Annotated in this window: 11 protein-coding genes; 6 read left to right on the top strand and 5 right to left on the bottom strand. The window is 72.0% G+C overall.

Features of this window, described 5'->3' with window-relative positions:
- The first annotated feature begins 100 nt into the window (after positions 1-100).
- Genes OHA89_RS26980 through ybaK form a run of 3 tightly spaced genes read left to right on the top strand, consistent with a single transcriptional unit; the run spans position 101 to position 2,965 of the window.
- A complete protein-coding gene (locus tag OHA89_RS26980; protein WP_266610239.1) occupies positions 101-1,696 on the top strand; it encodes an oxidoreductase in 1,596 nt (531 codons plus the stop codon).
- Positions 1,697-1,730: 34 nt separating this feature from the next.
- A complete protein-coding gene (locus OHA89_RS26975) occupies positions 1,731-2,468 on the top strand; it encodes an LON peptidase substrate-binding domain-containing protein (protein ID WP_215146476.1) in 738 nt (245 codons plus the stop codon).
- Positions 2,468-2,965, top strand: a complete 498-nt coding sequence (gene ybaK / locus OHA89_RS26970) for a Cys-tRNA(Pro) deacylase (protein WP_266610237.1) — start codon at positions 2,468-2,470, stop codon at positions 2,963-2,965. Before OHA89_RS26975 ends, ybaK begins: the two co-directional genes overlap by 1 nt.
- An 18-nt stretch (positions 2,966-2,983) precedes the next feature.
- Here the strand turns inward: ybaK and OHA89_RS26965 are convergent, their stop codons facing one another.
- The 4 genes from OHA89_RS26965 to OHA89_RS26950 are packed head-to-tail and all read right to left on the bottom strand — an operon-like array spanning position 2,984 to position 6,915.
- Positions 2,984-3,634 (bottom strand): hypothetical protein, encoded by a 651-nt coding sequence (locus tag OHA89_RS26965; RefSeq protein WP_266610236.1) that lies wholly within the window; start codon positions 3,632-3,634, stop codon positions 2,984-2,986.
- 49 nt (positions 3,635-3,683) lie between these two features.
- Entirely contained in the window at positions 3,684-4,481 is a 798-nt protein-coding gene (locus OHA89_RS26960) for an ABC transporter permease (RefSeq protein ID WP_374199303.1), read from the bottom strand.
- Positions 4,482-4,537: 56 nt separating this feature from the next.
- On the bottom strand, positions 4,538-5,575 hold the full coding sequence (locus OHA89_RS26955) for an ABC transporter ATP-binding protein (RefSeq protein ID WP_266610235.1): 1,038 nt from the start codon (positions 5,573-5,575) through the stop codon (positions 4,538-4,540).
- Positions 5,576-5,586: 11 nt separating this feature from the next.
- Positions 5,587-6,915 carry an NYN domain-containing protein gene (locus OHA89_RS26950; protein ID WP_406367306.1) on the bottom strand — a complete coding sequence of 443 codons (1,329 nt, stop codon included), beginning with the start codon at positions 6,913-6,915 and terminating at the stop codon, positions 5,587-5,589.
- 212 nt (positions 6,916-7,127) lie between these two features.
- On the opposite strand from OHA89_RS26950, the gene OHA89_RS26945 reads away from it, so the two are divergent.
- On the top strand, positions 7,128-7,292 hold the full coding sequence (locus OHA89_RS26945) for a hypothetical protein (RefSeq protein ID WP_215146472.1): 165 nt from the start codon (positions 7,128-7,130) through the stop codon (positions 7,290-7,292).
- A gap of 87 nt (positions 7,293-7,379) precedes the next feature.
- On the opposite strand, the gene dnaE is transcribed toward OHA89_RS26945, so the two are convergent.
- Complete coding sequence (gene dnaE / locus OHA89_RS26940) at positions 7,380-10,922, bottom strand: DNA polymerase III subunit alpha (protein ID WP_257556730.1); 3,543 nt, start codon at positions 10,920-10,922, stop codon at positions 7,380-7,382.
- Positions 10,923-11,094: 172 nt separating this feature from the next.
- Between dnaE and OHA89_RS26935 the strand changes: the two genes are divergently transcribed.
- Together OHA89_RS26935 and OHA89_RS26930 are read left to right on the top strand one after the other, a co-directional pair.
- Positions 11,095-12,420, top strand: a complete 1,326-nt coding sequence (locus tag OHA89_RS26935; protein WP_257556729.1) for a DUF2252 domain-containing protein — start codon at positions 11,095-11,097, stop codon at positions 12,418-12,420.
- Positions 12,421-12,470: 50 nt separating this feature from the next.
- Positions 12,471-13,160, top strand: coding sequence for a hypothetical protein (locus OHA89_RS26930; protein WP_406367305.1), 690 nt, complete (start codon positions 12,471-12,473; stop codon positions 13,158-13,160).
- The last annotated feature ends 9 nt before the right edge of the window (positions 13,161-13,169 follow it).

Here is a 13,169-nt window from a genome sequence, read left to right as displayed (position 1 = left end):
GTATCACTGGCTGATACACGCCCCGGTTGTCACAGCCCCCCGTTAGCGTTGATCACAGACGTTTTTGAATGCGTACAGGTGACAGCGGAGGGGGGCCGCCATGGCCGAGGCACGCCCGGGCGAGGAACCGGCGGATCTCACCGCTGTCGAGCACCGCATGTGGGAGGCGTACCGCACGGGCAGCGTCTGCGATCTGAGCGTCCGCGCAGCCGACCGGGACGATCCGCACGCCGAGCACGTCTGGGGCGCCGAGCGCAGCGTCCGCGCCCGGGTGGTGGCCCTGTTGCTGCTGCACGGGCCGTCCCCGGTGCCGGGCCGGGTGGCCTCGCTCAAGCTGCGCGGCGTACGGATCACGGGGCGCCTGGACCTGTCCGGGGGCACGGTCAGCCCGTACGTGGAGCTCCAGTCCTGCCGCTTCGACAGCGAGATCCAGCTGTCCGAGACCCGCTTCGGCACCCTGCGCCTGATCAACTGCGCGATCCCCCGGCTGGAGGCGGCCCGCCTGCACACCGAGGGCGATCTGCACATGCCGCGCTGCCGGGTGGCCCGGGGCATCCGGCTGACCGACGCGCAGATCGGCACGGACCTGCTGATCAGCCAGGCGGTGGTGCAGCGGGACACCAAGGGCCGGGCGATCACCGCCGACGGGATGTCGGTGGCGCAGGACTTCCAGGGCGAGCTGCTGGAGACGTACGGGGAGGTGTCCCTGCGCGGCGCGACGGTCGGCGTGTCGATGAACATGCGCGGGGCCCGCCTGCGCAATCCGTACGGGAGGTACGCGCTCAACGCCCCGCAGCTGACCGTCGAGCGGACCTTGTACCTGACCTCGATCGCGCTGGACTACGTCCCCGGGTCGAACTCCTCCACTCCCCCGTACGGCCTGGGCCTGACGCCGACGCGCGGCCAGCGCGCGCAGCGCTTCGAGTGCCGGGGCGGGATGCGGCTGGACGACGGCCGTTTCGGTGACGCCATCGACTTCTACGGGGCGCGCTTCGTACTCACGGAGGAGCAGGAGATATCCCTGCGCAGGATCCAGACCCCCGAGTTCCGTTTCGTGGGCGAGCGGCCGGAGCGCGGGCGGGTCGTGGTGTCGGGGGCGAAGGTGGTCAAGCTCGTCGACACCTCCACCAGCTGGCCGGGCCCGGGCGGGGTGTCCATAGAGGGGTTCGTCTACGAAAACCTCGCCCCCCGGGGTCACTTCCCCCTCTCCCGCCGGCTGGAGTGGGTGGAGGCGGCGACCCCCGAGTACTCGCCGGAGCCGTACGAGCGGCTCGCCGCCGTGCTGCGGGCCAGCGGTGAGGACGCGGACGCCCGCGAGGTGCTGCTGGCCAAGCAGCGGCGGCGCCGGGGCACCCTGCCGCCGGCGGCCAAGGCCTGGGGGTACGTCCAGGACTGGACGGTGGTCTACGGCTACCGCCCGGGCCGGGCCGCGCTGTGGATGGCGGTCCTGTGGGCGGCGGGCGCGCTGCTGTTCTCCCAGCACCGGCCGCCCCCCATCAAGGAGAACGAGCACCCCGAGTGGGATGCCGCCCTGTACGCCCTGGACCTGCTGCTCCCGGTGATCGACCTCGGCCAGGAGGCCCAGTGGAAGGTGGACGGCGGCTGGCAGTGGGGGGCGGCGGCGCTGGTCCTTCTGGGGTGGATCCTGGCCACGACGGTGGCGGCGGGGGCCTCCCGGCTGCTGAGGCGGGGGTGACGGCGCCGGCCCGGCGGCCACTACCCTGTGCCTCGTGACCACCGTTCGCCTGCCCCTCTTCCCGCTGAACTCGGTGCTGTTCCCGGGACTCGTCCTCCCGCTGAACATCTTCGAGGAGCGTTATCGCGCCATGATGCGCGAGCTGCTGAAGACGGGCGAGGACGAGCCGCGCCGTTTCGCGGTCGTCGCCATCCGCGACGGCCGTGAGGTCGCGCCGACCGCGCCCGGCCTGCCCGACCAGACGTCCCTGCCCGAGAAGGGCCCGGCCGCCGGCTTCGGCGCGGACCCGGTCCAGGCCTTCCACCGGGTGGGCTGCATCGCGGACGCGGCGACGATCCGCGAGCGGGAGGACGGCAGCTTCGAGGTCCTCGCCACCGGCACGGCGCGGGTCCGGCTGCTTTCGGTCGACTCCTCGGGCCCGTTCCTCACGGCGGAGCTGGAAGAGCTCCCGGAGGACGCGGGCGAGGGCGCGGGCGCGCTGGCCGAGGGGGTGCTGCGGGCGTTCCGCAACTACCAGAAGCGGCTGGCCGGAGCCCGCGAGCGGTCCCTGACGGGTGCGGAACTCCCCGACGAGCCGTCGGTGGTCTCGTACCTGGTGGCAGCGGCGGCGGTGCTGGACATCCCGGCCAAGCAGCGGCTGCTCCAGGCCCCGGACACGGCGACCCGGCTGGCGGAGGAGCTGAAGCTGCTGCGCACGGAGACGGCGGTGATCCGCCACCTCCCCTCGCTGCCGGCGGTGGACCTGACCCGTACCCCGACGAGCCCGAACTGATGGCGAAGAAGCCCAGGCAGGCGGCGGCCGGAACCCCGGCGATCGTGGCCCTCACGGCGGCGGGCGTCCCCTTTACGACGCACGCGTACGAGCACGACCCGGCGCATCCCTCGTACGGGGAGGAGGCGGCGGCGGCGCTCGGGGTCTCGCCCGCGCAGGTCTTCAAGACCCTGGTCGCGGACGTGGACGGCGTGCTGACGGTGGCGGTGGTCCCGGTGTCGGGGTCGCTGGACCTGAAGGCCCTGGCGACGGCGGTCGGCGGCAAGCGGGCGGCGATGGCCGATCCCGCGCTGGCGGAACGCACCACGGGCTACGTGCGGGGCGGCATCTCCCCGCTGGGCCAGCGCAAGCGCCTGCGCACGGTGCTCGACGCCTCTGCCTCGGCGCACGCCACCATCTGTTGCTCGGCGGGCCGCCGCGGCCTGGAGGTCGAGCTCACCCCCTCGGATCTGGCTGCCTTGACCGGGGCCACGCTGGCCCCCATCGCCCGCCCGTAACCGTCTGCGGCGCCGCTGTCAGGGGCGCGGGGGCTCCGGTGTGGTCGGGTCGGCGGGGGCGGGCGGGGCCTGGTAGTAGCCAGTCCAGCCCCGGTCCGGGTCCGGGTCGCGCGGTGACCACAGGGCCGTGAGGCCCAGGTGGACCAGGACGGCGGCCATCGGCCAGACCAGCAACGCCCCGTGCGCCAGCAACTGCAGCGGTGCGTCGAACGGAACCCCCTTGCCCGCCTTCACCGCGGCGGCGGCCAGGTCCGACGACGGCCCCAGCCACAGCCCGAACCGCCACCCCACCAGCGCGGCGAACAGCGACCCCACCCCGAGCCCGATCACCAGCGGCACACCGCCGGCCCGGCGCCACAGGAAGGTGCCGACGGCGCTCACCACGCCCAGGCCCGCCGAGAGCAGGAAGAAGGTCCCGTCGGACCCGATCCGCGCCTCGCTCTCGCTGCTGCGCAGGAACACCGCCTCCCCGTTGGAGACGTACTGCACGCGCGGCGCCAGCCACGCCCACAGCAGCCCGAGGAGCACTCCGGCCACCCCGACCGCCAGGGCGACGGCGGCGCCGTCCCGGATGTCCGCAGGGGTGACGGCCGGGGCGGCGGCCCCCTGCTTCTCGGGCGGGAGCGACGGCGGGTCGAAAGGAGACGGCGGGGTCACGGCTTCGGTCACCCCCACATCGTGCCAGGTCTTGAACAAGGGGTGTCGTCCGGCACCGGCGTCAGCGGACCGCCGCCCGCCGGTACGCCCAGGTGGCGACGGCCAGCGACAGGACCCCCACCGCCCCGCACACGCCGAGGTCGACGGCGACGACGGCCCAGTCGGGATCCGGAGCGAAGGTCTGCGCGAACGCCTCCACCCCGTACGTGGACGGCAGCAGGTCCCGCGCCCACACGATCACGTCCGGCATCCGCTCGGGCGGCAGCACGCCCAGCAGCAGCGCCGCCGACATGCCGAGCTGCCCGGCCAGCGTGGCCAGCTCCTGCCTCGGCGCCAGCAGCCCCAGCGCCGCGCCGAGCCCGGCCAGCGCCGCCCCGGCCAGCGGTACCACCGCGGCCAGGATCCACAGCCCGCCCATCGGCAGCCCGAAGAGCACGCACCCGAAGACGGCGGTGACCAGCGTCCCCGGCAGGGTGAAGGAGGCGTACGCGGCGGCCGCGCCCAGCACCACCGAGGCGGGCGGCACCGGCAGCGTGGCGTAGTGGTCGAGCCCGCCGCTCGCCCGCAGCTGCCCGAAGTACTGCGCGAGCAGGTTCAGCGCGACGAAGGCGACGACCAGCACCGAGGAACCGGCCACGACGGCCCGGGCCTCCGAGCCCCCGTCCACGACCCCCCGCATCAGGATCATGATCCCGACGGACTGGAAGGTGGCGACGAACAGCAGCGGGATCCGTGCGACCCTCGCCCGGGACAGCTGCGCCCGGTAGACGGCGGCCAGCGCGGGCAGGAACCCGGCCCGGGGGGCGAGCGGTGCTGCCACGGGCCACCCGGCGGCGGCCGACACGCTGGTGGCCGGCACTGCGTCGCCGGGGCCGGCGGCGGCGATCGGCGCGACAGCGCCCGGCGAGCGGTCGCTCACGACTTCACCAGCCCTTTCGTCTTGCCGCCGAGCGCGAGGTAGACGTCCTCCAGGCTCGGCGTGGCCAGGCTGAAGTCGTCGAGGGCGGCGAAGGCCGGGCCGCCGGTGACCGCGGCCACCGCAGCCCTTGCCTCGTCCGGCGGCAGCCGCAGCACCCAGCGCCGTCCCGACTCGACGGCGTCCGCACGCAGCAGGGCGACCTCGGGCACACCCAGCGGAGCGCTCTCGCGCCAGACCAGTTCCAGGCGGACCTCGCCCGAGACCATGGTCTTCAGCCCGGCCGGGGTGTCGCAGGCGATGACCTTGCCCTGGTCGATGACGGCGACCCGGTCGAGGACGGTCTCGGCCTCGATGACGTTGTGGGTGACGAGGACGACGGTGGCGCCGTGCCGCTCGCGCCGCCGGTCCACGGCCGCCCACACGGCGCGGCGGGCCACGGGGTCCATGCCGGTGGTGGGTTCGTCGAGGACCAGTACCGGCCGCTCCCCCACCAGCGCGGCGGCGAAGCACGCGAGGCGCCGCTGCCCGCCGGAAAGCTTCTTCAGTGGCCGCCCGGCGATCCCGGTCAGCCCGAGCTCCTCCAGTACGGCGTCGCGCGCGGCCCGGGCCGCGCGTACGTCGAGCCCGCGCAGCCGGCCGGTGGTCTCGGCGGCCAGCGACACGGTGAGCTCGTCCAGTGCGGTGGACTCCTGCCCCAGGTAGGCGAGCAGTCGCGCCGCCCGCTCGGGGTGGCGTACGAGGTCGTGGCCGAGCAGGGTCACGGTGCCGGCGTCGGGGCGCATCAGCCCGGTGAGCTGGCGGACCAGGGTGGACTTGCCGGCGCCGTTGGGGCCGAGCAGGCCGAAGATCTCGCCGCGCCGGACGTCGAGGGAGACCCCGTCGCTGGCGCGGGTCTCGGGCAGGGCCGGAGCCCCGCGCCGACCGCGTACGGCGGGATACGTCTTGACCAGGTCACGCACCGCGCAGACGACGTCGGAGCCGGCTTCCGCGGCCGCCGCTGTGCCGTTCTGCTCTTGTGCTGTGCCCGTACTCACGAGGGAGCAGCCTACGCGGGTCCCGCCCCTACTCGGCCCCCGGGGTCGCCGGGGCGGTCGGGCTCAGGGGCCGCGGATCCCGGGGCCGCGGCGGGTACGGCGGCCACGTGTTCGGCGGCTGCGCGGACGTCGATCTCGCGCCAGAACCCGGCGCGGATGGCGTAGCGGTCGTGTTCGTCGATCTGGTCGTCCTTGTGCGCGAGCAGCCCGAACCGGGCGGCGTAGCGCAGCAGCTCCCCGTCGATCCGGTGCGGGATGCGCGGGTACATGGTGGCGAGTTTCTGGAGGTGCACGGTCTCCGGGAGCCGCTCCATCCAGCGCCGGGCGAACACCTGTCCCACCTCGAACGGGTCGCCGCCGACGGTGGTGATGTCCTCCTCGCGGTCGGCCCAGCGCTGCTCGGCGCTGGTGAGCTGGGCGAGGGTGGGCAGGGAGGCGGTCTCGGCGGGTTCGCCGAGGGGTCCGGCCCGGTCGATCCAGCCCTTGTCGGAGGACCAGCGCAGGGCGCTGCCGGCCGGGGCCTGCCCGCCGTGCTGCCCGCTCGGCGGCGCGGCCTGCTGGCCGGGGGCGCGCAGCGAGCCGGCGAGGTCCTTGGGCGTGGGCACGGCTCTGCTGCCGCCGGTGGCGGGCGCGGGGACCGGGAGGCCTTCCCCGTCGTCCTGTCCGACGGCGGCGGAGCCGTTGCGGGCGGCCTCGGCGAGCGCCGCCTCGGGCAGCGGGGCGGAGAGGATGGCGGCGATGTCGGGGCGCGGCGCGGGCGGCGGGGAGCACAGGCCGGTGAGGTCCTTGGCGCGGACGGCCCGGGTGATCCAGGCCCGGTCCAGGACGCGGCGTTCGTCGGCTTCCGCGACGAGGTCCTCGGACTGGTTGTAGTCCCCGTCGGCGGCCTGTACGGCCCACAGGTGGACGGCGACCCCGTGCTCCTTGGCGGACATCAGGCCGGGCAGCAGGTCGCCGTCGCCGGTGACCAGTACGACGTCGGAGCAGGCGCGGTTGCGGGCGAGCTCGGTGAGCTCGGCGTGCATGGCGGCGTCGACGCCCTTCTGCGCCCAGCGGCCGTCGCTGCGGGTCAGGGCGCCGAGGCGGACGGTGACGCGCGGCATGACGCGCAGCCGCCGGTGCTCGGGCTGGGGCACCCGGTCGGGTGCGCCGTCGAACCAGTAGATGCGCAGCAGGGGCTGCTCGGTGTCGGCCTCGGCCCGCTCGCGCAGGCCCTGGATGAGGGCGGCATGGTCGACGGTGATGCGGGAGCGGGAGGGCTCCCCTGCGAGAAGGCTCGCGGCGGCGCCCAGCAGATAGCCGGCGTCCACCAGGACGACGCAGCGGTCCACGCGTTCCACCCTCTTCCCTGGGGGTCCCGATGAGTTTCCCCGAGTCTGCCCGACCGCAAGGGTGTTGACGGCCGGAACTCGATCATCGGCGTGGCGGATCTCACAAGGGGGCCGGAGAGGGGCGCGACTACGCGCGGTAATGATCCAAAATGCGCGGTTTCTGGCGTTGTGTGAGTGTGAAGGCGGTCCTGGCCCCTAGACCCCATCACGGAGGCTCCACCATGGCCAAGAACAAGCAGCAGAAGCAGCCGAAGCAGCAGGCCCGCTCGTCCTCGCAGGACCCGTCGAGGAGCTCGACGGAATCCTCGCCCGAATCGACCTCGCAGGCGCCGAGTCCGATGGATCTGGCGCACAAGAGCAAGACGAAGAAGTTCGGCCACAACTGACGCGGCAGCGGCCGCTCACTGGCGGTCCGCACACGGAAAGGGCCTGCCCGGCGATGCCGGGCAGGCCCTTTCCGTGCGGTCCGGCGGCTATCCGGCCAGGCAGGACGGGCCGAGCAGCACCTTGAGGTCGCCGAAGAGGGCGGGGTCGGGCTTGACCCGGTGCTTGTCGAGGCGCAGCACGGTGGTGGTCCGCGGCCCCTGGAGCTTGATCCGGACCTCGCTGTTGCCCTGGTGGTGGCGGAGGATCTCCCCCAGACGGGTCACCATCGGCGGGGTGACCTTGACGGTGGGGATGGTGAGGACCACCGGGGCGTTCGTGCCGGCCGAGGAGAGGTCGGGGACCATCATCTCCATCGCGACCAGCCGGGGCACGTCCTCGCGCTTGTCGAGGCGGCCCTTGACGAAGACGACGGTGTCCTCGACCAGCTGGGTGGAGACGAGCTGGTAGGTCGCGGGGAAGAACATGCACTCGATGGAGCCGGCCAGGTCCTCGACGGTGGCGATGGCCCAGGCGTTGCCCTGCTTGGTCATCTTGCGCTGGAGGCCCGAGATGATGCCGCCGATGGTGACGACGGCGCCGTCGGAGTGCTCGCCGCCGGTCAGCTGGGAGATCCCTGCGTCCGTCTTGTCGGAGAGCACGTGCTCCAGGCCGAAGAGCGGGTGGTCGGAGACGTAGAGGCCGAGCATCTCGCGCTCCTGGGCGAGCAGGTAGGACTTCTCCCACTCGACGTCGGAGAACTCCACGTCGAGGCCGAAGCCGGGCTCGTCGCTCGCGCCCTCGTCGCCCATTCCGCCGAAGAGGTCGAACTGTCCCTCGGCCTCCTTGCGCTTGACCGCGACCACGTTGTCGATCATCGGCTCGTGGTGGGCGACCAGGCCCTTGCGGGTGTGGCCCATCTCGTCGAAGGCGCCGGCCTTGATCAGGGACTCGACGGTGCGCTTGTTGCAGACGACGGCCTCGACCTTGTCCAGGAAGTCGGGGAACGTGGAGTACTTCCCCTTGGCCTTCCTGGTCTTGATGATCGACTCGACGACGTTCTGGCCGACGTTGCGCACCGCGGTGAGGCCGAAGAGGATCACGTCGTCGCCCTGGGCGGCGAAGTTCGGCTCGGACTCGTTCACGTTCGGCGGGAGCACCTTGATGCCCATGCGCCGGCACTCGTTCAGGTAGATCGCGGACTTGTCCTTGTCGTCCTTGACCGAGGTGAGGAGCCCCGCCATGTACTCGGCCGGGAAGTTCGCCTTGAGGTAGGCGGTCCAGTAGGAGACCAGCCCGTACGCGGCCGAGTGGGCCTTGTTGAAGGCGTAGCCGGCGAAGGGGACCAGGACGTCCCACAGGGCCTGGATGGCCTTGTCGTTGTAGCCGTTCTTCCGGGCGCCCTCCTGGAAGATGGTGAAGTTCTTCGCCAGCTCCTCGGGCTTCTTCTTGCCCATAACGCGGCGCAGGATGTCGGCCTCGCCGAGCGAGTACCCGGCGATGATCTGGGCGGCCTTCTGCACCTGCTCCTGGTAGACGATCAGGCCGTAGGTGACCGCGAGCACCTCTTCGAGGGGCTTCTCCAGATCCGGGTGGATCGGGGTGATCTCCTGCTGCTTGTTCTTGCGCAGGGCGTAGTTCGTGTGCGAGTTCATGCCCATCGGGCCCGGCCGGTACAGGGCCGAGACGGCGGAGATGTCCTCGAAGTTGTCGGGCTTCATCAGGCGCAGCAGGGAGCGCATGGGGCCGCCGTCGAACTGGAAGACGCCGAGGGTGTCACCGCGGCCGAGCAGTTCGAAGGTCTTGGGGTCGTCGAGCGGCAGGCCCAGGAGATCGATGTCGATCCCCTTGTTGGCCTTCACCATCTTGACGGCGTCGTCCATGATCGTGAGGTTGCGCAGGCCCAGGAAGTCCATCTTCAGCAGGCCGAGCGACTCGCAGCTCGGGTAGTCCCACTGGGTGATGGTGACGCCGTCGGTGTGCCGCACCCAGACGGGCACGTGGTCGGTGATCGTCTCGCTGGACATGATCACGCCGGCCGCGTGCACGCCCATCTGGCGGACCAGGCCCTCGACGCCGCGGGCGGTGTCGATGACCTTCTTCACGTCCGGCTCGTTCTCGTACATCCCGCGGATCTCGCCGGCCTCGCCGTAGCGGGGGTGCGTCGGGTCGAGGATGCCGGAGAGCGGGATGCCCTTGCCGAGGACGTCGGCGGGCATGGCCTTGGTGAGCCGGTCGCCCATGGCGTACGGGTAGCCCAGGACGCGGGCGGAGTCCTTGATCGCGTTCTTGGCCTTGATGGTGCCGTACGTACCGATCATGGCGACCTTGTCGGCGCCGTACTTGTCGGTCACGTACCGGATCACCTCGACGCGCCTACGCTCGTCGAAGTCGATGTCGACATCGGGCATGGAGACGCGCTCGGGGTTCAGGAAGCGCTCGAAGATCAGGCCGTGGGTGAGCGGGTCGAGGTCGGTGATGCCCATGGCGTAGGCGACGATCGAGCCGGCCGCGGAGCCTCGGCCCGGGCCCACCGCGATGCCCTGGTTCTTGGCCCACATGATGAAGTCGGCGACCACGAGGAAGTAGCCGGGGAAGCCCATCGAGATGATCGTGTCCATCTCGTACTCGGCCTGCTTCATCCGGTCGTCCGGGATGCCTCCGGGGTAGCGGCGGTGCATGCCGCGCATGGTCTCCTCGCGGAACCAGGTGACCTCGGTGTAGCCGTCCGGGATGTCGAACTTCGGCATCAGGTTCCGGAACTTGAACATGCCCTCGGTGTCGATCTGGTCGGCGACCAGCTTCGTGTTGGCGCAGCCCTCCTGCCAGGCGTCCGAGGAGTCGATGGCGTACATCTCGTCCGTGGACTTCAGGTAGTAGCCGGTGCCGTCGAAGCGGAAGCGGTCCGGGTCCGAGAGGTTCTTGCCGGTCTGGATGCACAGCAGGGCGTCGTGGGCGCCGGCCTCGCTGGCGTAGGTGTAGTGCGAGTCGTTCGTGACCAGCGGCGGGATGCCGAGCTTCTTGCCGATCTCCAGCAGCCCGTCGCGGACCCGGCGCTCGATCTCGATGCCGTGGTCCATCAGCTCCAGGAAGTAGCGGTCCTTGCCGAAGATGTCCTGGTATTCGGAGGCGGCCTTGAGGGCCTCGTCGAACTGGCCGAGGCGCAGTCGGGTCTGGAGCTCGCCGGAGGGGCAGCCGGTGGAGGCGATCAGCCCCTCGGACCACTTGGAGATCGTCTCCTTGTCCATGCGCGGCCACTTGGTGAGCCAGCCCTCGGCGTACGCGTCGGAGGACAGCCGGAAGAGGTTGTGCAGGCCGGTGGCGTTCGCCGCCCAGATCGTCTTGTGGGTGTAACCGCCGGAGCCGGAGACGTCGTCCCGCTTCTGGTGGGGCTGGCCCCACTGGATGCGCCGCTTGTTGCGCCGGGACTCGGGGGCGACGTACGCCTCGATGCCGATGATCGGCGTGATCCCGGCCTTCTGGGCGGTGTGGAAGAAGTCGTAGGCCCCGTGCAGGTTGCCGTGGTCGGACATGGCGATGTGCGTCATGCCCATCTCGTTGCACGCGTTGAACATGTCCTTCAGCCGCGCGGCACCGTCCAGCAGCGAATACTGGGTGTGGACGTGCAGGTGCGTGAACGGCGGCTTGGTCACGGTGGGGGTCCTCCGGCGGGGAGAGAGGGGCGGCAGCTCTGAATCCTACGTCTCCTGACTGACACATCCGGGGCACTGACGGGTACGGTCGTGCGTTGCACGACAGAGGACAGTGTCCGGCCCCTCACGATCAGAACAGCGACCGAACCAGCGCCACCAGGAGGCACCCGCCATGGCGGTTCCCGAGACGACCGATGAGCAGCGCGCCGAGCAGATACTCGACGTTTTCGACACCGCTTTCGGTGAGCTGCTCGCCGCCGACCCCGCTGCCTTCCAGGTCAAATTCCGGAAGATGGCCGCCTCGGCGTTCGCCTTCTACCGGGGCACGGCCTGCCTCTTCTACGCGGACCTGGAGCGGGACCGGCACGGCGGCCCGTACCTGGACGAGCGGACGGGCCGGGTGTGGATCCACGGCGATCTGCACGCGGAGAACTTCGGCACGTACATGGACTCCAACGGCCGGCTGATCTTCAACGTCAACGACTTCGACGAGGCGTACGTCGGCCCCTTCACCTGGGACCTGAAGCGGTTCGCCGCCTCCGTGGCCCTGATCGGCTACACCAAGGCGCTCAGTGACGACCAGATCGGCGAGCTGGTCCGGATCTACGCGGGCGCCTACCGCGAGCGGATCCACGCCCTGGCCACCGGGGCCAAGAACGAGGAGGTCCCCGCCTTCACCCTGGACACCGCCGAGGGCCCGCTGCTGGACGCGCTGCGCTCGGCCCGTGCCCGTACCCGCTTCTCCCTGCTGGACTCGATGACGGAGATCCGCGACTTCGAGCGCCGCTTCGCGCCGGGTCCCGGCACCATCGAGCTGGACGCGGCCACCCGCTACAAGGTGCTGGCCGCCTTCGACGGGTACCTGGAGACGCTGCCCGACGAGTCCCTCGTCCGGCCCGACTCCTACCGGGTCAAGGACGTCGTGGGCCGGCGGGGCGTCGGGATCGGCTCGGCGGGGCTGCCCTCGTACAACATCCTGCTGGAGGGGCACAGCGACGCCCTCGAGAACGATGTCGTGATCTACCTCAAGCAGGCGCAGACCCCGGCGGTCTCCCGGCACATCACCGACCGCGCCGTGCGGGAGTACTTCGAGCACGAGGGCCACCGCACGGTGATCTCCCAGCGTGCCCTCCAGGCCCACGCGGACCCGTGGCTGGGCTGGACGGAGCTGGACGGCTCCGGGCAGCTGGTGGCGGAGGTCTCCCCGTACGCGGTGGACCTGGACTGGTCGGACCTGGACGACCCGGAGGAGATCGCGGCCGTCGTCGCGGACCTGGGCCGGGCCACGGCGACCATGCACGGGGCGGCGGACGCGGCCGAGAGCGGCCAGACCCTGGTCCCGTTCTCGACGGAGCGGGCCATCGACGCGGCCATCGCGGCCGACGAGGAGGGCTTCGCGGAGCTGCTGGTGGACTTCGCCCACGCGTACGGGGCCCGGGCGCGCGCCGATCACCAGATCTTCGTGGACCTCTTCCGCAACGGCCGGCTCACGCCGTAGCCGGGACCTGGGGCCCGGCGTCCACAGGCAGTCGTGGCAGACTCGCGGCGATGGACATATCAGGGGTGAGACTTCGGGGGCTGCGGGCCGCGCTGTTCAGCGCCCTCGTCGTGCTGCTCTCCGCGGGCTCGCACGTCCTCATGTCCCGGGTACCGCTGCCGCCCGCGCTGGTGGGCGGGGCCTTCGCCGCCGTGTTCACGGTGTCCTACGCGCTGGCCGGCCGCGAGCGGGGCTTCGGCCCCATCGCCGGGCTGCTCGTCCCGCTCGAGCTGGCCGCCGACACCGTCTTCACCGCCGGGCAGCACGTCTGCTACGGCCCGGCGGGCGGCCCGGTCTCGGGCCCGCTGCGCGCCCTGGGCCTGGAGGAGCTCTGCGGCGGCCCCCCGGTCGGCGGGCCGCTGGCCGAGGTGGCCGGGCCCGCCGCCGATCCGGCCGCGCTGCTGTCCTCGCCCGGGCCCTGGGCGCCCTGGCTGCTGCTCGCCGCCCACGTCTCGGTCGGGCTGCTGGCCGCCGGATGGCTCCGCCACGGCGAGCGGGCGCTGGGCCGGCTGCTGCGCGCGGTGGCCGCCTTCGCGTTCCGGCCGCTGCTGCTGACGGGGGCCGCGGTGGCGGTGGCCGGGGGTGCCGCGGAGCGGGTGCTGCGGTCGGTCCTTCCGGGCACGGGTGCCCGTACGCGCTTCCCCGCACACTCCGTGGGACGGCGGGGACCTCCCGTGCGCGGCGCGTTCGCAAGCGCCTGACGCAGGTAC

It is taken from the genome of Streptomyces sp. NBC_01546, assembly GCF_045208355.1.
Classification (GTDB): domain Bacteria; phylum Actinomycetota; class Actinomycetes; order Streptomycetales; family Streptomycetaceae; genus Streptomyces.
The sequence above is the reverse complement of the archived record's forward strand: the minus strand, read 5'-3'. Positions and strand labels throughout refer to the sequence as shown.

What these genes read in the sequence shown, in the direction of transcription:
- OHA89_RS26980 (WP_266610239.1), top strand. Translation starts at nt 101, where the DNA reads ATGGCCGAGGCACGCCCGGGCGAGGAACCGGCGGATCTCACCGCTGTC.
- ybaK (WP_266610237.1), top strand. Translation starts at nt 2,468, where the DNA reads ATGGCGAAGAAGCCCAGGCAGGCGGCGGCCGGAACCCCGGCGATCGTG.
- OHA89_RS26945 (WP_215146472.1), top strand. Translation starts at nt 7,128, where the DNA reads ATGGCCAAGAACAAGCAGCAGAAGCAGCCGAAGCAGCAGGCCCGCTCG.
- OHA89_RS26935 (WP_257556729.1), top strand. Translation starts at nt 11,095, where the DNA reads ATGGCGGTTCCCGAGACGACCGATGAGCAGCGCGCCGAGCAGATACTC.
- OHA89_RS26930 (WP_406367305.1), top strand. Translation starts at nt 12,471, where the DNA reads ATGGACATATCAGGGGTGAGACTTCGGGGGCTGCGGGCCGCGCTGTTC.